This window comes from Motilibacter aurantiacus (assembly GCF_011250645.1).
Lineage (GTDB): Bacteria > Actinomycetota > Actinomycetes > Motilibacterales > Motilibacteraceae > Motilibacter_A > Motilibacter_A aurantiacus.
The window spans coordinates 474,105-497,444 of record NZ_JAANNO010000002.1; the positions used below are offsets into that span (position 1 = coordinate 474,105).

Sequence of the window (23,340 nt, forward strand, 5' to 3'; positions counted from 1 at the left end):
AAGATACCTCTACGTGCAGAGGCTGGCTCCCTCATTCCCCGGGAGGGTGGGCACTCACGCCTTCGGGTTGCCCACGTCGCGGCAATTCACCGTATGGCAAGCTGACGACGTCCTCCTCGGGGCCATTCGTCGGCTCGGCCGCGTGTCGGCGGCCGGGGCGAGAGCGGACGTTGTGCGAGCGCGTCCGGCATCGGCTTTCGGACGAGGAGACGGCGTGGCGCAGCGGGACATCATCACAGTGGCCGCCTCGGCCGGAGGCCTCGAGCCGCTGCGCGCCCTGGTCGCCGGGCTGCCGCCGGACCTTCCCGCGAGCGTTCTCGTCGTCCTGCACGTCCCCGCGCACGGGGTGAGCGCGCTGCCGGCCATCCTCGACCCTGCCGGTCCGCTCCCGGCCGGCACGGCCGTCGACGGGGAGCCGCTCGGACGGGGCCGCGTCCACGTCGCCCCGCCCGACCACCACGTGCTCGTGCTCGACGGACACGTCACGCTCTCGCGCGGCCCTCGCGAGAACGGGCACCGCCCGGCGGCCGACCCGTTGTTCCGCTCGGCGGCACTGGCGCGCGGGCCGGGCGTGGTCGGCGTCGTCCTGAGCGGAGCGCTGGACGACGGGACCGCGGGGCTCGCGGCGATCCGGGCCCGCGGAGGCGTGGCCGTGGTGCAGGACCCGGAGGAGGCGGCCTACCCGGGCATGCCGCGCAGCGCGCTGGAGACCGCCGGCGCCGACCACGTCGTGGCCGCACGTGACCTGCCCGCGCTGCTCGACCGGCTCTGCCGTGAGGACGTCGCCGGCGCCGCGCGCGCCGAGCCTGCCGCTCTCATGGACGCCGAGGCCCGGGTTGCCCGGCCGGGCCCCGACGCCCTGCACGACCCCCAGCGGCCCGGCGTCCCTGCCGGCCTGGGCTGCCCGGACTGCAACGGCGCGCTCTTCGAGGTCCCGGGCGAGGGCGCCCTGCTGCGCTACCGCTGTCGGGTGGGGCACGCCTGGTCGCCCGACAGCCTGCTCGCCCAGCAGGGGCTCGAGCTCGAGGGCGCGCTGTGGGTCGCGCTGCGCACCCTGGAGGACAAGGTGGCGCTGAACGTACGTCTCGCACAGGACGCCGAGCTGCGCGGGCGCGCGCTCACGGCGGGGCGGTTCGAGCAGGCGGCCGAGGAGACCCTGCGCGCCGCCGACTCGATCCGCCGCCTCATCGCCGCCCTGGGCGCCTCGGGCAGCACCGCCGAGATCGTCGGTTGATCAGGAGACGTGGGGACGACGACATGGACCAGCCCGACCCCGACTTCGAGGCCCTCCTCGTCCACCTGCGGGAGACGCGCGGGTTCGACTTCACCGGCTACAAGCGGACCTCGCTCATGCGTCGGGTGGACCGGCGCATCAACGACCTCGAGGAGGTGGCCGGGTACGCCGACTACGTCGACTACCTCGAGGTCCACCCCGACGAGTTCACCCTCCTGTTCAACACGGTGCTCATCAACGTCACCGACTTCTTCCGCGACGCCGACGCGTGGGAGCAGCTCGGACAGGAGGTGGCGCCGCGGCTGCTCGCGCTGCGGTCGAGCGAGCCGATCCGGGTGTGGAGCGCGGGCTGCGCGACCGGGCAGGAGGCGTACTCCATCGCGATCATGCTCGCTGAGCTCATGGGCGTCGAGGAGTTCCGCGACCGGGTCAAGATCTACGCCACCGACGTGGACGAGGACGCCCTCGCCTACGCACGGCAGGGCGACTACTCCGAGCGTGAGGTCGCCGGCGTCTCACCCGGCCGGCTGCAGGAGTGGTTCGAGCCGCGGCCGGACGGCAGCTACGGGTTTCGCAAGGACCTTCGGCGCTCGTTGATCTTCGGCCGCAACGACCTGGTGCAGGACGCGCCGATCTCCCGTATCGACCTCCTGCTCTGTCGCAACACGCTGATGTACTTCAACGCGGAGACGCAGGGCCGGATACTGCAGCGGCTGCACTTCGCCCTCAAGCCCGGCAGCGTGCTCTTCCTCGGCAAGGCCGAGGTGCTGCTCAGCCATTCGGCGCTCTTCGCGCCCGTCGACGGCCGCCGACGGTTCTTCAGCCGGTCCACCCCGGGAACGGAGGGACAGCGCGCGCCCGCCGGCCTCGCCGCCGCCCGCGCCCACCCCACCGGCACCAGCGGTGAGCAGGACGACCGGCTGCGCGACACGGCCTGGCTGACCACCCCGTCGGCGCAGGTGGTCCTCGACGCGCGCGGGCGGCTCGCCCACAGCAACCACCGGGCCGAGACCGTCTTCGGGGTCAGCTCCCGCGACCACGGCCGGCCCTTCCAGGACCTGGAGCTCTCCTACCGCCCGGTGGAGCTGCGGGCGCACCTGGAGCAGGCAAGAGCCGACCGGCGGCCCGTGTGGGTCAAGGACGTCGAATGGGCCCGCCCGAGCGGCGAGCGCACGTACTTCGACGTCCAGGTCACCCCGCTCCTCGCCGACGACGGGCGCGCGCTCGGCACCGCGCTCGTCTTCAACGACGTCAGCCGCTACCACCAGCTGCACGCAGAGCTCGAGTTCGCCAACCGCCAGCTGGAGGCGGCCTACGAGGAGCTCCAGTCGACCAACGAGGAGCTCGAGACGACCAACGAGGAGCTCCAGTCCACGGTCGAGGAGCTCGAGACGACCAACGAGGAGCTCCAGTCCACCAACGAGGAGCTCGAGACGATGAACGAGGAGCTGCAGTCGATGAACGACGCGCTCCAGTCGACTAACGAGGAGCTCCGCGCGCGCACGGGTGAGGTGAGCAGCCTCAACGGCTTCCTCGAGTCGATCTTCCGCAGCCTGCGCTCCTGCGTCATCGTCGTCGACGCCGACTGGGTCGTCCGCGTCTGGAACCGGCGGGCGGAGGACCTCTGGGGCGTCCGCAGCGAGGAGGCGGTCGGCGAGCACCTGCTCAGCCTGGACATCGGGCTGCCGCTGGAGGCCGTCAAGCCGCTGGTCCGTGCAGTCCTGCATGACGGCCCGGCCACGCAGGGAGGCGACGCCCACCCGCACGACGTCGAGCTCGCCGCCGTGAACCGGCGCGGGCGGTCGATCCGCGTACGCGTGACCTGCTCCTCGTTGAGCGAGGCCGACGGCGGGTCCAGCGGGACGATCCTGCTCGTCGACCAGATCGAGCCCTGACAGCCCTGCGGCGGTCCCTCAGCGACGGCTGCGGGCGGTCGCCGAGTCCACCAGCTGCTGCGCGACGACCCGCACCCGCACGTTGCGCCGCTGGCTCACCTCGACCAGCGCGGCGAACGCCTCGTCGGCGGAGCAGCCGCGCTGGATCATGATGATGCCCTTGGCCTGGTCGATGACCGCACGGCTCTCCAGCGCCTCCTGCAACTGGCGGGCGTGCGTGCGTGACTGCTCGGTCCGGCGCCTCGTCGTCAGCAGGGAGCCGACCGCCGTCGCGTACGCCCCGAGCAGCGGCGCGAGGCCCGCCAGGTGGGCCACGGGGCCCTCCGCGCACTCCTCGTCGGCGTAGACGGCGAGGCTGCCGACGACCGACGTCCCGTCATCGAAGGGCAGCGCGAGGACCGCCGCCGGCCGCGGGTCGGCCGAGAGGTGCCACCGTGGCCACCGACGGGCGGCGTCCGCGGCGACGGCGGACCGCGCGGCCGCCTGCCGCAAGGCGTCCACTGCCGGCCCTTCGGCGAGCCGGGCCTGCTCGCGGTTGAGCCGTCGCGCCCACCCGGAGGAGGCGCCGAGCGCCGCGAGATCGCCCCTGCCGTCGAGGCCGGTGATCGTGACGTGGGCGGCCCCCGGGACGGCAGCGACCGCGATCTCGGCGATCCGCTGCCACGGGAGCCGCGCGGGGCCGGTGCTCTCGACGACCGGGACCGCTGCCAGGTCGGCGTACGCCGCGGCCACGGCGAGCACGTCCGGGGACTGCGGGGCCGGGGCCGGCTGACCGGGGGCCGCCGGCAGGAGGACCCACTGCAGGGCAAGGCCCGTGGGCAGCTGGGTGACGCCGATCGCCGCCAGCACCTCGTGCGGCAGGCCCGCGCGGGGCGCGAGCTCGAGCCGTACCCGCCGGGACCCGCGGCCGGCCTCCGCCAGCTCGTGGAGCGCCGTCCGCAGCAGCGGCCGGTGACGCAGCGCGACGTACGCCGGCAACGGCTTGCTGGTGGCGTGCTCAGCGCGCAGCCCGAGCAGCTCGAGCGCTTCGGCGTTCACCTGCAGGATGCCGCCCACGCGGTCGGTCAGGACGGCCGCCACCGGCAGCCCGTCCATTGGCCAGCCCGGCTGCGGCGACGGCTCGGCGACCGGGCCCGCCGACTGCTCGAGCAGGGCGCGGAGCTCCTCCTCGCACGTCCCGAGCTCGGCGGCGAGGGCCTCGTCCGCCGGCAGCCTGCCCCGGCGGAGCGAGCCGAGCCGGCGCTCGAGCTCCACGAGCCCGTCGCCGCGGTGCGGCGCCGTGGTCATGAGCCCCGCTGGCTGCGGCTGCGGGCCGCCGGCTGCGTCGGCGGGGCGGCCGGCCCGGGCGGCTGCTCCTCGACCACGAGCCGGACGCAGGCGTGGCCGGCGAGGTCGTGACGGGCCAGGAACCCGGTCACGGCCTCGTGCCGGGCCTCCCAGGTGTTGCCGGCGAGGACGACCGGCTCCACGTCCGTGACGGCCGAGCCGTCGGGCAGCTGGCCCCACACGTAGCGGCGGACCGGCTCGGGCGCCGGCCGCGACCGGAGGGCGAAGCTCATGTCAGGGCTCCCGTCCGCAGGTCGGCGATGAGCTCGTCCAGCTCGAGCGAGGCGCAGGCGGTGACGCCGGGCGGGCCGTACGCGGACAGGAGCCGCGCGAGGTCGGCGCGCGCCCGGAGCACCTCGTCACAGGCGTCCAGCACCAACGCGTGAGGCGTGCGTCCAGCGGCGGCACGTAGCTCTGCCTCGGCCTGGGCGAGGGCCACCCGGGCCCGCTCCAGCCGGAGCGCGGCCGCCGACACCACGTCGCCCGCCGGGCGTGCGATCCCCAGGCGCTCGCTCTGGGCGGGCGCGGTGTCACGATCCGGGAACGTGTGGGCGATGCTCGACTGGGTTGTCATCCGCGGCTCCTCGAAATCCCACGGCCTCAAGCGAGTGCGCGTCCTTGGACAGCTCGCCGATCAGCGCCGCAGAACCCCTCTTCTGGAGCCCTTCGACCACCCGCCCGCACACGTTCTGAACGGACAGGCGCGGCCACCCTACCCGGCACCGGGACCCTGTACCAGGGGTGTGGCCGCACCCGGCCTGCCTGCTTTGTCGAGGCCCGTGGGCGGCCCGGCGCATCAGGGCTGCAGCACGACCTTGACGCAGTTGTCCTCCTTCTTCTGGAACATCTCGTAGCCGCGCGGAGCGTCCGCGAGCGGCAGCAGGTGCGTCGCGAAGTCCTCCGTGCCGAGCGGGTCGGCGTCGTCGACCACCAGCGGGAGGATGTCCGGCACCCAGCGCTTGACGTGGGCCTGGCCCATGCGCAGCTGCACCCCCCGGTCGAACATCTCCATCATGGGCAGCGGCTCGACCTCACCGCCGTAGACGCCGGAGACGGAGACGGTCCCGCCGCGGCGTACCCCCTTGAGGGCGGTCAGCAGGGCGTCGATCCGGTCGACCCCCGCCTTGTCGATGAGCGGCTTCGCGACGGCGTCGGGCAGCAGGCCGGCCGCGGTCTGGGCCGCCTTGGCCGCCGTCGAGCTCGCGCCCCCGTGCGCCTCCATCCCGACCGCCTCCACGACGGAGTCCGGCCCGCGCCCGTCGACCAGCTCGATCAGGGTGGACGCCACGTCGTCGACGCTCGAGATGTCCAGCGGCTCCGCGCCGTACTTCGCCGCCATCGCGAGCCGCTCGGGGACGAGGTCGACGCCGATCACGCGCTCGACCCCGAGGTGCTTGGCGACGCGGACGGCCATCTGCCCGATGGGCCCGAGGCCGAGGACGGCGAGCGAGCCGCCGGCGGGAACGTCGGCGTACTGCACCGCCTGCCAGGCGGTGGGCAGGACGTCGGACAGGTAGAGGAAGCGCTGGTCGGTCGGGCCCTCGGGCACCTTGATCGGCCCGAACTGCGCCTGCGGCACGCGGAGGTACTCCGCCTGGCCGCCCGGGACCTGTCCGTAGAGCTCGGTGTAGCCGAAGAGCGAGGCGCCCTTGCCGAACTGGCGCACCTGGGTCGTCTCGCACTGGGCGAAGAGGCCGCGCGAGCACATCCAGCAGTGGCCGCAGGAGATGTTGAACGGCACGACCACGCGGTCGCCGGGCTTGATGTGGGTGACCTCCGGGCCGACCGCCTCCACGATCCCCATGGGCTCGTGGCCCAGGACGTCGCCGTCGTGCATGTACGGCCCGAGCACCTCGTAGAGGTGCAGGTCCGACCCGCAGATGGCGGTCGAGGTGATGCGGACGATCGCGTCCGTCGGATCGACGATCGTCGGGTCCGGCACCTCGTCCACCCGCACGTCCCGCTTGCCGTGCCACACGAGCGCCTTCATCTGGCTCCTCCAGTCCTCAGCCGTGACCTGCCCCTCTCGCCCTACCCGCGGCGCGTTGGCCGGAACGTCCGCAGGTCGTTGCCGGGACAGGCCGCCTCGCCTACGCTTCCTCGCGCTGACACCGTTGTCAGGAGCAAGCGGGCGGACGCTCGCCGCCGACCGCGCTCCGGGAGCGACTGACAGAGTGGCAGTCGGCTGCAGAGAGGAATCCCGATGACCTGGACCGCGCTGCCGTCCCACCTCGCCTGGCTCGACGAGGAGGGGCGCCGCCTCCTCGCCTTCGCGGAGGCGTCCCGGCACCCGGCCGGTGGGTTCGCGTGGCTCGACAACGCCGGCAAGCCGGAGCTCCACCGCCCGGTCGAGACGTGGATCACCGCGCGCATGACCCACGTCTTCGCCCTGGCACACCTGCGCGGCCTGCCCGGGGCCGGCGACTGCGCAGACGCCGGCGTTGCCGCCCTCTGCGGCCTGCTGCGCGACGCCGAGCACGGCGGGTGGCACTCCGCCGTCTGGCCGGACGGGCGTCCCGCCGGCACGGCCAAGGAGGCGTACGTCCATTCCTTCGTGGTGCTGGCGGCCGCCAGCGCAGCAGCCGCAGGCCGGGCAGGAGCGCAGCAGCTCCTGTCCGAAGCGCTCGAGGTGATGGGGCGCAGCTTCTGGGACGAGCAGGCGGGCCGGTGCGTGGAGGCGTGGGACGCGTCGTGGGAGCAGTTGGACGCGTACCGCGGCGCCAACAGCAACATGCACGCGGTCGAGTGCTTCCTCGCGGCCGCCGACGTGACCGGCGAGGGGGTGTGGCGCCGGCGCGCGCTGTCGATCGCCGGGCACCTCGTCCACGGCGCCGCCCGGGCGCACCGGTGGCGGCTGCCCGAGCACTTCGACGCCGACTGGCAGCCGGTGCTGGACTACAACGTCGACTCGCCCGCGGACCAGTTCCGGCCGTACGGCTCGACCGTGGGCCACTGGCTCGAGTGGTCACGCCTGCTGCTCAACCTCGAGGCCGCGCTGCAGCGGGCGGGCGAGCCCGTCCCCGGGTGGCTGCTGGAGGACGCCGTCGCGCTGTTCGACGCCGCGGTCGAGGTCGGATGGCAGCCCGGTGGGGCGCCCGGCTTCGTCTACACCGTGGACTGGGACGACCGGCCCGTCGTCCGGGCGCGCATGCACTGGGTCCTGGCGGAGGCCATCGGCGCGGCGGCGACCCTGCTGGCCCGCACGGGCCAGGCCCGCTACGAGCAGTGGTACCGCACCTGGTGGGACACCGCGGCGTGCTCGTTCCTCGACCGGGAGCACGGCAGCTGGCACCACGAGCTCGACAGCGACAACCTGCCGGCCGCGACGGTGTGGGACGGCAAGCCCGACGTCTACCACGCCTACCAGGCGACGCTGCTCCCCCAGCTGCCGGCGGCGCCGACCCTGGCCGTGGCGCTGCGGGACCTGGCGGGCACGACGGGCTGACCGCGCGACGGGCGGGCCGGCACGACACACTGGCCTGCATGACACGAGCCCGCCCGGCGGCCGGTGGCGGCCGGTGGGTCACCGTCGAGGTGGGCCGGCTCGCCCGGTGGCTCGACGGGTTCGAGGAGCGGCACGGCCCCGTGCTCGTGAGCGGGGACGGGCAGCAGGTGCGGGTGGCCGGAGCGGACGGCGCCACGGCGACCTGCGAAGTCCCCTTCCCTCCTCTCGCGGTGGACGGGGAGGACGCCCGCGCCGCCCTGGTCGAGCACGCCCTGCGCCCGCGCCGGGTGGGGGTGCTGCTGGCCCGGCTCGGGGGGTACGCCGTGGGCGTGGCCGACGGCCCGCAGGTCCTCGCCGTCAAGGCGGGCCAGCGTCACGTCCAGGGCCGTACGGCCGCCGGCGGCTGGTCGCAGCAGCGGTTCGCCCGGCGCCGGGAGGGGCAGGCGCGGGTGGCCTACACGGCCGCTGCCGACGCCGCCGTGCAGGTCCTGCTGCCGGAGGCGGGACGTCTCGAGGGCGTGGTGTGCGGAGGCGACCGCCGTGCTGTCGACGCGGTGCTCGCCGACGTGCGGCTCGCTCCCCTCCGCTCCCTGGTGACCGGCCCGTTCCTCGACGTCCCGGACCCGAAGCGGCGCGTGCTCGAGGAGTCGGTCGGCACGGTCCGCTCGGTTCGGGTCCGGGTCGAGGACCCGCCCGCCCTCGTGGGCTAGCAGCAGATCTTCGTGCTGCTCGGCGTCGCGCCGGCGCCGTTGTGGGCCACGACGCGGAAGTACTGCCCGAGCTTGGCGCTGCTCGAGCGGAGCGTTGCCTGGCTTCCCGTGCCTGCCATCGCCGAGCGCCAGGCACCCTCCACCGGAGCCCACGACGCGCCGTGGCTCAGGCTGGTCTCGAGCCGGAACCCGTCCTCGTTGTCCGAGTTGTCGGTGAACCAGAGCGTGAACGAGGAAGAGACGGTCTGGTTGTGCACGAGAGGAGCGGCCGGAGCGACGCCGTAGTCCGGGTCGGCGAGGGCCGAGGACACGGACAACGGCGAGAGCAACAGGCCACCGGCGGCGAGCGTGACAGAACCCGCTCGGCGAAGGGCAGACGTCATCGAAAACCCCCTGAGGACCGGAACTCGCGACGGCGGAGGGCCACTTCCTCCCGGCCGAGCCGGCGTTCCGGACGGCGGGGCCTGTGGCACCCGGACGGGTGGGGACTTCCCCTGCTGCCCGAGTTCCAATCCCGCACGTTCGCGGTCACCCCGGTAGTTGGCAGCGAGGGGCAGGGGAAGCAGAATTCCGCCCAGCAGCAGCCCTGAGCTAGGAGGCTCTCCCGATGGTCCACGAGCGCGCCGGCAAGCCCGCCCAACCGTCCGATCTCGTCGACGTGGCGCGACTCGTGACCGCGTACTACACCGAGGCCCCCGACCCCTCCGTGACCGAGCAGCGCGTCTCGTTCGGCACGTCCGGGCACCGTGGGTCCTCGCTCGCGACCGCTTTCAACGACGCCCACATCGCCGCCACGAGCCAGGCCATCTGCGAGTACCGCGCGAGCCAGGGCATCGACGGCCCGCTCTTCCTCGGCAAGGACACCCACGCGCTGTCCGAGCCCGCCTGGGCGACCGCGCTGGAGGTGTTCGCTGCCAACGACGTGACCGTCCTCGTCGACTCGGCCGACCGCTACACGCCGACTCCGGCGGTCTCGCACGCCATCCTGCGGCACAACGCGACCGGCCCGGCCCACCGGGCGGACGGCGTCGTCGTGACCCCCTCGCACAACCCCCCGCGCGACGGCGGCTTCAAGTACAACCCGCCGGACGGCGGCCCCGCGGGCAGCGACGTGACGGGCTGGATCCAGGACCGTGCCAACGAGCACCTGACGCACGGGCTCGCCGACGTCCGCCGCATCCCGCTGACGAAGGCCCGTTCGGCCGATACGACCAGCGCGTACGACTTCCTGGGGTCGTACGTGGACGACCTGCCCTCGGTGCTCGACATCGACGCCATCCGGTCCGCCGGCGTGCGCATCGGCGCAGACCCGCTCGGTGGTGCGAGTGTCGACTACTGGGGGGCCATAGCCGAGCGCCACGGGCTCGACCTCACGGTCGTCAACCCGCTCGTCGACCCGACGTGGCGCTTCATGACGCTCGACTGGGACGGCAAGATCCGCATGGACTGCTCCTCGCCGTACGCCATGGCGTCGCTGATCGACCGGCGCTCGGAGTTCCAGATCGCCACGGGCAACGACGCGGACGCCGACCGCCACGGCATCGTGACTCCTGACTCCGGGTTGATGAATCCGAATGCGTATCTTGCGGTCGCGATCGAATACCTCTTCGCGCACCGGGAGTCCTGGCCGGCGGATGCGGCGATCGGCAAGACGCTGGTGAGCTCCGGGATGATCGACCATGTCGCCCGGAGCCTCGGCCGGCGGCTGGTCGAGGTCCCCGTGGGCTTCAAGTGGTTCGTCCCCGGGCTGCTCGACGGCTCCGTCGCCTTCGGCGGCGAGGAGAGCGCGGGCGGCTCGTTCCTGCGCCGTGACGGCAGCCCCTGGAGCACCGACAAGGACGGCCTCCTGCTCTGCCTGCTGGCCTCCGAGATCCAGGCGGTCACCGGCTCCTCCCCCGGCGAGCACTACGCCCAGCTCGTCGAGCGCTTCGGGGAGCCGGCGTACGCGCGGATCGACGCGGCCGCGACCCGGGAGGAGAAGGCGGTGCTGTCGAAGCTCTCGCCCGAGCAGGTGGCGGCCACCGAGCTCGCCGGCGAGCCCATCGTCGACAAGCTGACGACCGCGCCCGGCAACGGTGCCGCCATCGGCGGGCTGAAGGTCACGACGGAGTCCGGATGGTTCGCGGCGCGGCCCTCCGGCACCGAGGACGTCTACAAGATCTACGCCGAGAGCTTCCGCGGCAAGGAGCACCTCGCCCGGATCCAGGAGGAGGCCCGCGAGGTCGTCTCCGCGGCGCTGGCGGGCTGACGGCGCGTGGCCGACGACCTGCTCGCCCGGCACAGGTCAGTCCTGCCGGCGTGGCTCTCGCTCTACTACGAGGACCCGCTCGAGATCGTGTCGGGCTCGGGCAACCGGGTCACCGACGCCGGTGGGCGGACGTACCTCGACTTCTTCGCCGGCATCCTCACGAACTCGCTCGGCTACGGCCTGCCCGAGCTGCGCGAGGCCGTCCTCGAGCAGGTCGGGCGGGGCGTCGTCCACACCTCGACGCTCTACCTGCTGCGCTCGCAGGTCGAGCTGGCCGAGAAGATCGCCCGGCTCTCCGGCATCCCGGACGCCAAGGTCTTCTTCACCAACTCGGGGACCGAGGCCAACGAGGCCGCGTTGCTGCTGGCCACGACGTACCGGCGCAGCAACCAGATCCTCGCGCTGCGCAGCGGCTACCACGGGCGCGCGTTCGCCACGACGGGCGTCACCGGCAACCGGTCCTGGTCCGCGACGAGCTTCTCCCCGTTCCAGGTGACCTACCTGCACGGGGGGTACCGCTTCCGCAGCCCCTTCCGGCACCTGGACGACGAGGCGTACGTCGCGGCGTGCGTCGCCGACCTGCGCGAGCTGCTCGCGGTCGCGACCGCGGGCGACGTGGCCTGCCTCATCGCCGAGCCGATCCAGGGCGTCGGCGGCTTCGCGGTGCCGCCGGACCGGCTGCTGGCGGCGTACAAGGAGGTGCTGGACGAGACCGGCACGCTCTTCGTGTCCGACGAGGTGCAGACCGCGTGGGGCCGCACCGGCGAGCACTTCTGGGGGATCTCCGCTTCCGGGGTCGTCCCCGACGCGATGACGTTCGCCAAGGGGCTGGCCGGAGGCTGGGCCATCGGCGGCGTCGTGGCGCGGGCCGACGTCATGGACTGCATCGAGAGCAACTCCATCTCGACCTTCGGCGGCAACCCCGTCGCCACCACAGCCGCCAACGCCGTGCTCGACTATGTCCTCTCCCACGACCTGCAGGCCAACGCCGCGAAGCTCGGCGCCCGGCTGCACGAGGGGCTCGGGGACGTCGCGGCGCGCTGCGCGAGCATCGCAGAGGTACGCGGGCGGGGGCTCATGGTCGGGGTGGAGCTGGTCGGCCCCGACGGCTACACCCCCGACCCGGCCGCGGCCGCCCTGGCGCTCGAACGGGCGCGCGCGGCGGGGCTGCTCATCGGCAAGGGCGGGCTGTACGGCAACGTGCTGCGCGTCGCCCCGCCGCTGACGCTGACGGAGGCCGAGGCCGAGGAGGGGCTGGGCATCCTGGCCGACGTGCTGGAGACGGTGGACCGGGACACGCGCTGACCCAGCGCCCCCCGCCCCTCCCCGCGCTGATCATGCACGTATGGCGAGTTGCCCACGGCGTCCGAGGCTGTGGACAACTCGCCACCTGCGCATGATCAGCGCGGGAGGGCCGGGGTGGCGGGCGCTCCCGCTCGGCGCGCGGCCGGGACCCGCTCGGCGCGGACCTCCACCCGCTCGCGCAGCGCCCGCAGGATCAGCTCCGCGTGCGTCCAGAGCAGCGCGCCACCGGCGTCGGGGACCACCGTTCGGCGGGCCCCGGGGATACGGCGGGCGAGGCTCGCCCCGTGGTCCGGGGAGTGCGAGCGGTCGTGCGCGCCGTACCAGAGGTCGACCGGCACGGCGATGCTGCCGAGGTCGATGCCCCACCGCCCCATCGCCAGCACCGTGTCACGAGCGTAACCGTCGGTGCCCTGGGCGAACCCCTCGCGCAGTGCCAGGCAGTACGCATCACGGAACCGGGGTTCGGTGTAGACGGCCAGGTCGCACTCCGGGCTGCCGGAGAGGACCATCTCGAGCATCGCCTCGGGCGTGAAACCGGCGAACTGCAGTTCGGCCGCGATCGGGTCGTCGAGCACCAGCCGCACCAGCCTCTGCAGGTCGTCCGGCAGCGACTGCAGGTGAGTCGGCGAGGCGACCTCGTCGGCCCCCGACACGACGGCGACCGCGCAGACGGCCCCAGCCGAAGCCGCCGCGAGCGCGAACGGCGCGCCCTGCGAGCTCGCGACCATCGCCGGACGCGCCAGGCCGAGCGCCTCGGCCAGATGGCGCACGTCGGCCGCGAACTCGGGGAACCCACGCGGCGGGTGCGGCGACGACGCCCCGAGCCCCGGCCGGTCCATCGAGACCAGTCGGATCCCCAGCGCAGCAAGGCAGTCCGCCCCGAACCCCAGCCGCCGACTGGTCGCCGCGCCGGGAGAGAGCAGGACCGGCGTCCCGTCCGACGGGCCCCACTCGGCCCAGCCGAGCAGACGGCCGTCCGGCAGCAGGGCCTCCCCGAGCCGTGCCGGGGCCGTGATTGCCACTCTCATCTCCTCTTCCTCTCCTCCATCCGCGATGGCCGCGGGAGCGCACGCCGGGCGTGCGCTTCCGCGGCCCCTGTGCCGACGGCTCAGTCGTCGTTCTTGATCGTGCCGATCGCGGACTTCACCTTCAGCGTCGCGCCGGTCGGCTTCGAGAGCGTGACCTTGAGCGTCTCGTTCTTCTCCTTGGCCTTGTCACCGAGGACCGTGACGGTCACCGTCTTGGACTTCTGGCCCTTCGCGAAGGTGACCGTCCCGGCGGCCTTGGCGAAGTCGCTGCCAACCTTCGCCGAGACGCCGGCCGCCGCCCACGCCACCGTGACCTTGCCCTTGGCCGGACTGGAGAGCGTGATCGTGAAGGTCAGCTTCTTGCGCTGGCCCTTCTTGCCCTCCGTGACCGTGCCGCCCTTCACCGAGACCGTCGGCTTGGCCGCCGCCGGCGGTGCCGGCGTGGTCGGCTGCGGCACCTGCGTCTCCACCGGCGCGGGCTGCGTCGGCTGCGGGGCCGGCTGGGTCGGCTGCGGGGCCGGGGGGGCCGGCTGCGTCGGCTGCGGCTCGACCGGGAGCGGATTCGGGTTGCCACCGCCACCGCCACCGCCACCGCCACCGCCACCGCCACNAGGCTGCGGCTCCACCTCGCCGAGCCGCGAGCCCTCCACGTCGGCCCGGACGTTGTCCGACTCACCCGCCGCGCCGTCGTTGGCGACGTCGTCGAGGCTGACCGCCACCGATCCGCGCAGGCGCAGGGCGTAGCTCACCGAGTCAGCGCCCTCGCCGCCGGACAGGTCGTCCCCACCGTTCGGGGCAGCCCCCTGCAGGAAGGTGTCCGCAGCGCCCCACCCCTGCTCGACGTCGTTGCCCTCGCCGCCGTCCAGCACGTCCGGCCCCGCGCCTCCGGCGAGCGTGTCGTCGCCGCGGCGCCCCTCGAGGACGTAGCCCTTCGTCTCCCGCACCCCGACCGTGATGCGGTCGCCACCGGCGCCGCCGATGACCTTCTCGACGTCGGTGCTGACGCCGTCCCTGTCGGTACGGCTCGGGTCGGCGTGCGCGTCGCTCGCCCCCCCGTCGTCGTGCTGCCCGTCGATGTCGATGACGAGCGGCTCGGTGCGGTCGGCGTAGCTGACCGTGTCGTAGCCCTCGCCGCCGAACATGTGATCGGCTCCGGGCCCGCCATCGATGACGTCGTCGCCGGCGCCGCCGTTGAGCTGGGTCTCGTCGCCCGGCCCGGCGGACAGCGTGTCGTTGCCCTCGTTGCCGTCCAGAGTGTCGACACCACCGTTGCCGATGAGCACGTCGTGCCCGTCGTTGCCGTGGAACGTGTCGTTGCCCTCGCCGCCGGTGATCGTGTCGTTGCCGTCCTGCCCGCGCACCGTGGCGCCCTCGTTGCCGAGGGTGTCGATGACGTCGTCGCCGGCACCGCCGAAGATCGAGTCGTCGCCGCCGCCGCCGGTGATGACGTCCTTGCCCTCACCGCCGGTGAGATGGTCGCGGAGCGAGTCGGACCCGGAGCCACCGATGATGCGGTTCTCGCTGAGGTCCGGCCGGTGGAGCGTGTCCCCGCCGCCGTAGACGGAGCCGCCCCCCTCGCCGGTCTCGATGTAATCGGCACCGAGCTCGCCGGAGATCGACTCCCCGCCGGAGCCACCGTAGATCCGGTCGTTGCCGTCCCCGCCGAGGATGCTGCCGCCGCCCTCGCCGCTGCGGATCACGTCGTCGCCGCCGCGCCCGTTGAACGTGTCGTAGTCGGTGTCCTCCCCACCGGTCAGCAGGTCGTCGCCGTGACCGCCGTAGAGCGTGTCCCTCCCGGGCCCGCCGTCGACCGTGTCCTTGCCGCCCTGGGCGTACACCCAGTCGACGCCGGGGCCGCCGAGCAGCACGTCGTCGGTGTCGTTGTCGCGCGTGTCGAGGGTCTGCACGTTGTCGTAGATGACGTCGCCGCCCTCGCCACCGTCGATGCGGTCGGAGCCGAGGCCGCCGTTGAGCCAGTCGTCGCCGGGGCCGCCCTCGACGACCTCGTTGCCCTGCCAGCCCCAGAACTCGTCCCTGGCCGAGCTGCCGATGTACTTCTCGACGTCCTGCAGGACGTTGTCCGTGGCGCCGCCGTCGTAGGACGAGTTGCCGTCGTTCGGCTGGTTGTCCTTGTAGACCTGGAGCACGTCGGTGCGGTCGGAGTAGTCGACGGTGTCGAAGCCGGCACCGCCGTTGAACTCGTCGCCGCCCCTGCCGCCGCCGAGGAGGTCGTCACCCGCCTCGCCGTGCAGGGTGTCCTTGCCCGCGTCGCCGCGCAGCTCGTCGTCGCCCTCGCCGGCGAGAAGGGTGTCGTCACCGGGCCCGCCCTCGAGCAGGTCCTTGCCCTTGCCGCCCTCGATCCGCTCTCCGGCGCTGCCGCCGGACAGCACGTCGTCGTGCACGCCGCCGAGGATGATGTCGACGTCGACCACGTTGTCCGGCAGCGCGCCGACGACGCCGTCGTTCGGCAGGCCGTCGATGTGCACCCGCACCGGGCCGCTCGCAGCGGTGTAGTCCGCCGTGTCCGTGCCGGACTGGCCGATGAACGAGTCCGAGCCCGGCCCGTCGATCAGCCTGTCGTCGTCGGGGCCTCCGACGAGCTGGTTGCCCCCCTCGCCGCCGGTGAGCGTGTCGTCGCCGGCACCGCCGAGCAGCAGGTCCACGACCTTGCCGCCGGTGAGCGTGTCGTCGCCGGCACCGCCGTCCAGCTGGACGTTCTCGGTCTGCGGGCCGTTGAGCGTGTCGTTCCCGGTGCCGCCGATGACCTTCTCGATCCCCTGGATCGTGTCCTTCTCCTCGCCCGAGCCACTGGTGCCGGCCATGTTCACCGTCACCGCGGCCTCGTGGTCGCTGTAGTCGGTCGTGTCGTCGCCCTGGCCACCGTCGATGGCGTCCGTCCCGAGCCCACCGCGCAGCGTGTCGGCCCCGGAGCCCGCCTTCAGCGTGTCCTTGCCGTCGCCGGCCTTGAGCACGTCGTTACCGGCCCCGGAGTCCAGGGTGTCGTCGTACGCCCCCGCCTCCAGGTCGTCGTCGCCGCCGTCGCCGGGTCCCGCACAGGGGTAGCTCTGCTCTCCCACCTTGATGCCCGGCCCGCCGTCGCCGTAGAGGCCGGCCTGCCCGCTGGTCGCGCTCAGCACGTCGTTGCCCGGGCCGCCGCAGAGCACGACGTCCATGCGAGCGGTCACGCCCTCGGCGTTGCTGACCGCGGCGCGGTCGTTGCCGGCCTGCAGGTCACCGAAGACCCGGGTGACGCCCGTGAACTCCTCCTGCAGCCCCTGGCCGGAGACACGGACCGTGCCGGCGCTCAGCTGGACCACGGTGAGCTCGTCGTCGATGCCGGAGGCCTTCAGCGCCAGGGTCCCGTCGGCCAGCTTGGTCGCCAGCTTCGGGACGTACTGGTCGCCCGCGGGGTTCGTCGCGCAGAACTTGAGCAGGTCCTTCTCCTCGTAGATCGTCTTGTTCACGATCGGGTAGACCGAGTTGCCCAACGGCGTCTCGAGCTTGGCCCGGATGAACGCGTCGATCTTGGCGGAGGCGTCGAACAGGCAGATCGGGTTCGGGTTCTTCTTCAGCTGTGCCCCGATGTCCTCGAAGCGCACCTTGCCGTCGTCGTCCTTGAGGTTGATGTCGACCTGGCCGCCGACGCCGCCCTCGGCGGAGACGGACAGCAGCGGGATGCCGACCGAGGCGCCCGCGGTGAGCTCGGCCCGGAAGGTGATCTCCGGGACGTCGTTGCCCTTGCTGTCCAGGTCGTTGATGTAGAAGCCCTGCAGCATTCCCTCGGCGACGTTCCAGACGCCGTCGTTCTCCGAGATGCCGTCGTTCAGCAGCTCGAAGGACTTGCGGATGCCGTAGGTGTCGTATCCGGCGACGAACCGCCCCTCGAGGCTGGCGCCACCGCCGATGTAGAGGCTGATCGGCCCCACCGGGAACGCGAACTGGAAGTTGCGGGAGATCGCGAGCCGGCCCGCGTCGAACTCGACGAGCGAGACGTCCTGGCCCACGAGCAGCCCGAACAGCTTCGCCGGGTCGTCGAATGCCGGGAAGGTCAGCCCGCCCGCCGTCTTGGCCTTCGCCAGCTCGTCCGACTGCGGGATCGCGATGCGGTCGAACACGCTCTTGGAGTTGCCGGGGCCGGTCACGACGGACGCCCCGCTCACGAGCTCCCCGAGCTTCTCCGCGGGGACCGGCCGCGTCACCTTCGTCGGCTCGACCGAGAACCTGCCCAGCGACAGCTCGCCGCTGACGCCGGCCGGCTGGTCGAACGCCTTGACGACCCCCACCAGCGCGGAGACGTGCTTGATCATCTGCAGGCCGCTGGCCTTGCCCTGGTCGGTGTTGAGCTTGTCGACGGCCTCGAAGAGCTCGAGCCAGGTGGGCGGGTCCATACCGGCCCACTCGGCCGCTTCGGCGACCCCGGGAATGGGCTTCTGGATGGCCTCGATGGTCGGCTCCAGCGGCTTGGTGTACTTGCGCAGCTCCGCTGCCACGGGGCGCACGAAGTCGCTGATGAAGCTGCCGGCGTCCAGCCTGACGTTCTGGAACGCGATCGTGGCGTTGTTGGCCACGTTGCCGCCCGCGGACCAGCCGATCGACCCGCCGATCATCAGATCTGCCTTGAGCTTGGGCAGCGACGACTTCGCCGACTGGATCTGGGTCTCGAGCCCGAGCTCGATCGCGGCCTTGGCGCTGACCGAGGCGGCCAGTGTCGCGCTGTTCAACGACTGCATGCTGAGCACGCCACCGGCGTCGCCACCTCGCAGGTCCACCTCCAGGCCCACGGTGAGGTCGTCGCCCGCGTGCAGGTCACGGATGCCGATGGGGAGGAACGCGATGTCGGCGTTCATCTCCTCGGGCAGCGCCGCGCCGGCGGTGACCCGCAGCTCGGCCGCCGGCCCGTTGGTCAGCACGTAGAACCCGTGCGCCTGGTCCAGGCCGAACCCGAGGTCGAGCTCGTAGCCCGCATTGCCGGTGACCTGGCCGGAGCTCTTGAGGCGCAGGCCGGGGAAGCCGATGTCGAACGCCGACGTGCCGCCCGTGATGCTCTGGCCCAGCGGAAGCTTGCGGACCTCGAAGCGCACGATGTCGGTGAACGTGCTCTGGTCCTCACAGGCGCCGACGCCGCTGCCGCGCTTGCACTGCAGGTCGAGGACGATGTCGTCCGCCGTCGTGCCGTTGCGGTTGACGTCGCGCAGGATCGAGATCTGGGACAGCAGCCGATGTGCCTGGGCCCCGAACTCCTTCGCGCTGAGCGGGTTCTCCGTCTGCTTCAGGATGTCCTGCGCCCGGGCGAGGACCTCGGTGTCGAACGTGTTGAGCACGTTGACGCCCGCGGTGAGGTTCGTTCCGAGCAGCGGGACCTTGGTGCCCGCCGGCAGGGACTGCAGGGCACCGGCCAGCTTCTGCGACAGCGAGCGCAGCCCGTCGAGCAGGAGCGAGAACTGGATCGACTGGCTGGACAGCTTGCTCTCGATCTCACTGGTGTCGAACGTCCACCCGTTCGCACCGGTCGGCTTGAGCAGGTCGGGCGCGGCGAACTTCGCCGTGCCCAGGAAGGTGCCCCCGGCGTACACCGGAAGCACAGCGCAGGCGTCCGGGTTCCCGGGGACACCCGGGCAGGAGGCCTTCAGCTGGTCGACGGTCTCGTGCACCGTGATACCGCCGTTGGCCCGGGGCAGCAGGGACTCAGCCCAGGTGGTGAACTCCCCGCTGTCCAGCCAGAGCCGGGTGTTCTTCTGCACCGGCGCCGCCGCCCTGAAGCGCGCGGACAGCGCGGCCTTCGCCTTGTTGTCCGCACGGCCAACGCTGACCTGCACCGGGCCGAGCGTCGCGTCGAGGGTGGCGTCCACCTTCGTGCCGAGGCCGAGGTCGAAGGTCGTGCTGTCGAGCACGAAGGGCCGCACGATCCCGGTGACCTGCACGGGCTCCCCCGCCTTGGCCGCGATGGTGACCGACGGGAGCTGGACCCCGAAGTCGAGGACTGCGCGGGCGTCGAAGCCGACCGTGACCTTCCCGCTCGTGCCGACGCCGGCGAGGCCCCTGGCCGCCTCAGTGCTGCCGAGCCGCAGGTTCAGCGGGAGGCTGAGCGGGGCGGCGTCGATCGTGCAGCCGCTGAGGGCGGCCTTGCGGTCGGACGTGCACACGCCGACGGCCAGCTTGACGAGCAGGGCCGGCTTGTCGGACTCGGTCGCGGGCGGCTGGTAGCTCAGCGTCAGCAGGTCCGGGACCGTGCTCCCGGTGACCCCGAGTGCCTGGGCGAGCGCCTTCTCCGCCGCCTTCTCCGCCTCGGCGAGGGTCAGCGAGCTGTTCGCGGCGATGAGCTTGTCGAGCGTCGACGTGAGCTTGGCCAGCATCGGGTCCAGCTCGGCGGCGCTCCGGCCGACGAGCGGGAGGCTCTGGGCCATGGCCGGGTTCTTCTCGATGGCCGTGCGGAGCTTCACGACGGTGTCGCGCGCGGCGGAGAGGAACTGCCCCACGATCGCGGTGGGGTGCTCCGGGTCGTACGCGAACGGCAGGAGGTTCTGCTGGAACGTGGCGTCCCCGGAGATGAGAAGCCGGTCGTCGCCGTCGGTGGCCCTGAGGTCTGCCCAGCCGAAGGTCACCGATCCACCGGCGAGCCGGGTGCCGCCGAAGGACGCGTCCACCGAGAGCTTGTTGGTCGGCACCTTGGCGTTGACCGTGACCTTGATGGGGGACTGGCTCTGCGCGACCGCCCGCGCGAGCTCACCGAGGGTCAGCTCGCTGCGGTCGTTCGACCCGTCCGTGGTGGTCCTGTTGTCGACGAGGTCGACGCGGAGCATGGGCTCGGCCGGGACGCGCCGTTGCAGCAGCGTCACCGGGCCGCTGGGGTTGGAGTCGGCCAGCTTGACGTCGAGGACGGCGACCTGACCGGTGAGGTCCACGTTCGCGGTCACGACCCCGTCGAGGCTCAGCTCCGGCTGGTTCTCGTCGAGCTTGAAGAAGAAGCGGTCGGCGAACTCCACGTCGGGGCGCAGGTCGACGCCGACGGTGAGGTTGAGCGAGTACGCCGGGTCGATCGTGGCCTTGGCCGAGCCCGACAGCGAGATCAGGCCGGTGTTCTTGAACGAGTCGTTGAAGTCCAGCTCGCCGGCCTCCGGCTTCGCGGCCGGGTCCGAGGCGAGCTTGATGTCGAACAGCAGCTTGCGGCCGGCCATCCGCGGCTTCAGCGTGGACGGGTCGATCCCGAGGGCGGACGCGAGCTTCGGCACGATCTCCTGCAGCGTGTCCAGGTCGGGTCGCTTGGCCGGATCGATCGTGATGCTGCCCATGGGGTTGTTCGGGTCGGTGAGCCCGTTGTCCACGAAGAACCTCACCAGCCGCTCGTTGACCTCGATGACCGACGACAGGCCCTCCTTGACGAAGGGGATGTCCAGGTCGCCGGCCTGCTGCGCGGTCTTGAGCGCGGTGGTCACCTGTGCGAGGCCGTTGACGAAGTCGGCGACGGTGACGTTGCGGAAGTCGCCGAGCTGCGCCAGCTCGAGCTCCGGCGCCTTGAGCCCGTCGCAGAGGTTGCGGTCGTCCAGCGTGACCTTGCCGATCCCGGCGTCCAGGCCGGCCAGGCTCCCCGTGACCGCGAGGTCGAGCTTCGCGCCTCCGGAGGAGCAGGCGACCTTGAAGAGCCGGCCGGGGCTGTTGAGCTCGGTCGCGTCGATGACCCCGTCGTTGTTCGGGTCGACGAGCTTCGCGGCGACCGCGATGTCGGCCTTCGCGGTGCCGGTCGCGGACGCACCGAGCAGGCCGACGTTGACCGCGAGCGGGTTGTTGGCGCCGGCGAACGTGCCGTTCAGGTTGAGCCCGAGCTTGCCGAGCTCGACGCCGGCCGCCGGGATCGTGAAGCGGTCCTTCTCCGGCAGCGCGGGCCGCAGCTTGAACGTCACCTCGGACTTCCATCCGAGGTCGCCGCCGAGCGGCTGGCCGTTGAGGTTGAGGCCGTCGGCGAGGTAGGCGATCGGGCTGTTGCCCGCGACCCCGGCCTTGAGCTTGACCGTGACGTCGTACTCCGTCGCGGGCAGGTGCGGCGTGATGTCGACGTCCAGGTCCACCTTGAGCCCGTCGACGACCGGGACGTCGCTCGTGCTGTCCCCGTTGCCGTCGATGTCGTCCAGCGCGGCGTCGAGTGTGGTGATGCCCTGGCCGGCCCGGGCGGAGACCTCCTGGATCTTCTGCTGAACGAGCCCGATCCACTCGAAGGGCTTCTGCCACCACGAGTTGATGTTGCGCTGGTCCACGAGCGGGATCAGGTCCTTCAGCTGCGCGAAGGCGTTGATCTCGTCGAGCAGGCCGATGAAGTTCGAGATGCCTTGGCCGGCGGCGAGCGACGCCGACGGCAGCTCGGCCGGGACCGGCGTGCCGCCGATACCGAGCGCGGGCGCCGCGACCTCTTCGATGCGCAGCCCGTAGCCGTACAGGTGGCCCTCGGCGTTCGGGTGGAAGGCGCCGTTCTTGTCGTGCTGGTAGGCGAAGGACTCCATCAGCTGGCGGACCCAGCGGTCCTTCGCGCAGTAGCCGTGCTTGGCGTACCGCTCGGCGATGCCGTCGACGAGGGCCCACTGGGCGCCGCCGTTCGCGTTGCCCGCGGTGACCGCCGCCTTGACCGCCGCGTTGATGCCGGGCGACACGACGTCGTGTGCCCACTGGTGCTCGCTCTGGGAGAACCCGTCGTAGACCGTGCCCTCGGGGTCGGTGTTCGCGGCCTTCTCCAGCGCGGTCTGGCCGGTGCAGGTGGTGCCGTCGTCGAACTGGGAGACGTCGAAGTACTGGGTGGCGAACACCTTGCCCAGCAGGCCCTTGGCGGCCATGTCGTCGAGCTTCGCGTCGACCTTCGCGTAGAGCCCGGGCAGCTTCGGCATGCCCGTGTCGTAGATCTTCCTGGCGTTGTCGACGCCGGGGATGGACGAGGTGTTGCAGTTCTGCTGGGTGATGCACGCGAGCACGATCTTCGCGAAGCCCATGTCGTTCGCGCCGATGGACATGAAGAGGCCGTCGATCTTGCGGCCACCGGCCAGCCGGACCGCCTCGTCGAGCTGCGCGGGCTTCTTCGGCTTGTCCTTCGGCTCGATGCCCTCGTAGTCGCCGAGCAGGCCCTGCTCGACGGTGGCACCCGAGCACGCGAGGTGCAGGAAGGTCACCGACGTGTGCGGGTCACGCTTCTCCAGCCGGATCGCGGCCTGGGCGGGGCCGGCGAGCGCGGTGCGGTGGCACTGCTGGTCCTGCCAGACCGGCGCGTAGAACGGGAAGGGGCCGGCCTTCGCCGGGCCGAGCGTGTCCGGGTTGCCCTCGCCCGATGCGACGGAGTCGCCGACCGACACGAGGAGCACGTCCTTCAGCGTGACGGTCTGCGTGACGGTGACGTCGGCGTCGGACGCCAGGGCGGCGGTCGCGGAGTAGGCCCCGAGCGCAGGGAAGGACTGCTCGATCCGGCACGTGCCGGTCGCCGTCGCGGTGAACGCGCCGCCCGCGAAGGACCACTTCACGGGAGTGGAGGCGCCGCGCGCGGTGATCGCCGGCGCAGCACAGGCGTCGAACGTCACCTTCCATGAACCGGGCTTCACATAACTCGGGCTCGTGTCGTAGTCGACTCTCCCGTCCTTGTCCGCGTCCTGGCCTATCCGGTCGGCCATCGCCCACTGGAACGTCATGTCCGCGGAGCCGGGCGCGGCGCCGGCACGCATCGCGCCGGCTACGCCCACGGCGGCGAGCACCGCGAGGAGCAGGAGGAGCAGACGGCGCGGTGCGGACGGCCGTGCCGCCCGGTGGGCAGCCGGGGACCGGAACGGTCGAGGCAGGCGGACAGGCGTGACGGACACGGCGAGGTCTCCATTCGAAGCGGGCATTCCGGAGCCGACGGCGCGGTGCGGGCGGTCGCGACGACAAAGATCGCGTCCGTCGATGGCGGCCGGCGACCGTGCCTCCCGGCGCTTCGGGGTGGGGCCAGCACCACCGAGGCCCGGGCGGCGAGGCCCACCGCCTTCGTTCCACTCCCACGGTCGTGGGCGTCCGAGCAGACCTTCCTGCGCCTCGCTTGCCGCCGTGTTGTCACCCGCTTGTCATGCACGCCGTGGCGGGGCATACCGGGCAGAGGACCACGTACATCGGGTGGGGATTGTCCGTATCAGGCCTTTCGTCCCG

At 72.4% G+C, this 23,340-nt stretch carries 13 protein-coding genes; 6 read left to right on the forward strand and 7 right to left on the reverse strand.

What is annotated here, in order from left to right; all coding sequences use genetic code 11:
- The first annotated feature begins 214 nt into the window (after nucleotides 1-214).
- On the forward strand, nucleotides 215-1,234 hold the full coding sequence (locus G9H72_RS06135) for a chemotaxis protein CheB (RefSeq protein ID WP_331272038.1): 1,020 nt from the start codon (nucleotides 215-217) through the stop codon (nucleotides 1,232-1,234).
- Nucleotides 1,235-1,257: 23 nt separating this feature from the next.
- Nucleotides 1,258-3,129 carry a CheR family methyltransferase gene (locus G9H72_RS06140; protein ID WP_166168874.1) on the forward strand — a complete coding sequence of 624 codons (1,872 nt, stop codon included), beginning with the start codon at nucleotides 1,258-1,260 and terminating at the stop codon, nucleotides 3,127-3,129.
- A gap of 18 nt (nucleotides 3,130-3,147) precedes the next feature.
- Here the strand turns inward: G9H72_RS06140 and G9H72_RS06145 are convergent, their stop codons facing one another.
- The 4 genes from G9H72_RS06145 to G9H72_RS06160 form a co-directional block, all read right to left on the reverse strand.
- Nucleotides 3,148-4,416, reverse strand: coding sequence for an ANTAR domain-containing protein (locus G9H72_RS06145; RefSeq protein WP_166168876.1), 1,269 nt, complete (start codon nucleotides 4,414-4,416; stop codon nucleotides 3,148-3,150).
- Nucleotides 4,413-4,688 carry a hypothetical protein gene (locus tag G9H72_RS06150; RefSeq protein ID WP_166168878.1) on the reverse strand — a complete coding sequence of 92 codons (276 nt, stop codon included), beginning with the start codon at nucleotides 4,686-4,688 and terminating at the stop codon, nucleotides 4,413-4,415. The genes G9H72_RS06145 and G9H72_RS06150 overlap by 4 nt, the downstream gene beginning before the upstream one ends.
- Nucleotides 4,685-5,029, reverse strand: a complete 345-nt coding sequence (locus G9H72_RS06155) for a hypothetical protein (protein WP_166168880.1) — start codon at nucleotides 5,027-5,029, stop codon at nucleotides 4,685-4,687. The genes G9H72_RS06150 and G9H72_RS06155 overlap by 4 nt, the downstream gene beginning before the upstream one ends.
- A gap of 222 nt (nucleotides 5,030-5,251) precedes the next feature.
- Nucleotides 5,252-6,445, reverse strand: a complete 1,194-nt coding sequence (locus tag G9H72_RS06160) for a zinc-dependent alcohol dehydrogenase (protein ID WP_166168882.1) — start codon at nucleotides 6,443-6,445, stop codon at nucleotides 5,252-5,254.
- A gap of 213 nt (nucleotides 6,446-6,658) precedes the next feature.
- On the opposite strand from G9H72_RS06160, the gene G9H72_RS06165 reads away from it, so the two are divergent.
- Together G9H72_RS06165 and G9H72_RS06170 are read left to right on the forward strand one after the other, a co-directional pair.
- The gene (locus G9H72_RS06165) at nucleotides 6,659-7,900 is read left to right on the forward strand and encodes an AGE family epimerase/isomerase (protein ID WP_166168884.1); all 1,242 of its coding nucleotides are present in this window, start codon (nucleotides 6,659-6,661) and stop codon (nucleotides 7,898-7,900) included.
- 38 nt (nucleotides 7,901-7,938) lie between these two features.
- Nucleotides 7,939-8,610 carry an acVLRF1 family peptidyl-tRNA hydrolase gene (locus G9H72_RS06170; protein WP_166168886.1) on the forward strand — a complete coding sequence of 224 codons (672 nt, stop codon included), beginning with the start codon at nucleotides 7,939-7,941 and terminating at the stop codon, nucleotides 8,608-8,610.
- Here G9H72_RS06170 and G9H72_RS06175 read toward each other — a convergent pair.
- On the reverse strand, nucleotides 8,607-8,993 hold the full coding sequence (locus G9H72_RS06175; protein WP_166168888.1) for a hypothetical protein: 387 nt from the start codon (nucleotides 8,991-8,993) through the stop codon (nucleotides 8,607-8,609). The genes G9H72_RS06170 and G9H72_RS06175 overlap by 4 nt on opposite strands.
- Before the next feature lie 224 nt (nucleotides 8,994-9,217).
- Between G9H72_RS06175 and pgm the strand changes: the two genes are divergently transcribed.
- Nucleotides 9,218-10,858, forward strand: coding sequence for a phosphoglucomutase (alpha-D-glucose-1,6-bisphosphate-dependent) (gene pgm, locus G9H72_RS06180; RefSeq protein ID WP_166168890.1), 1,641 nt, complete (start codon nucleotides 9,218-9,220; stop codon nucleotides 10,856-10,858).
- A gap of 6 nt (nucleotides 10,859-10,864) precedes the next feature.
- A complete protein-coding gene (locus G9H72_RS06185) occupies nucleotides 10,865-12,163 on the forward strand; it encodes an aspartate aminotransferase family protein (RefSeq protein WP_166168892.1) in 1,299 nt (432 codons plus the stop codon).
- 95 nt (nucleotides 12,164-12,258) lie between these two features.
- On the opposite strand, the gene G9H72_RS06190 is transcribed toward G9H72_RS06185, so the two are convergent.
- Both G9H72_RS06190 and G9H72_RS22270 read right to left on the reverse strand, forming a co-directional pair.
- Nucleotides 12,259-13,185 (reverse strand): alpha/beta fold hydrolase, encoded by a 927-nt coding sequence (locus tag G9H72_RS06190; RefSeq protein ID WP_166168894.1) that lies wholly within the window; start codon nucleotides 13,183-13,185, stop codon nucleotides 12,259-12,261.
- Nucleotides 13,186-13,271: 86 nt separating this feature from the next.
- Nucleotides 13,272-23,045 (reverse strand): Calx-beta domain-containing protein, encoded by a 9,774-nt coding sequence (locus tag G9H72_RS22270; protein WP_456238352.1) that lies wholly within the window; start codon nucleotides 23,043-23,045, stop codon nucleotides 13,272-13,274.
- Between the last annotated feature and the right edge of the window lie 295 nt (nucleotides 23,046-23,340).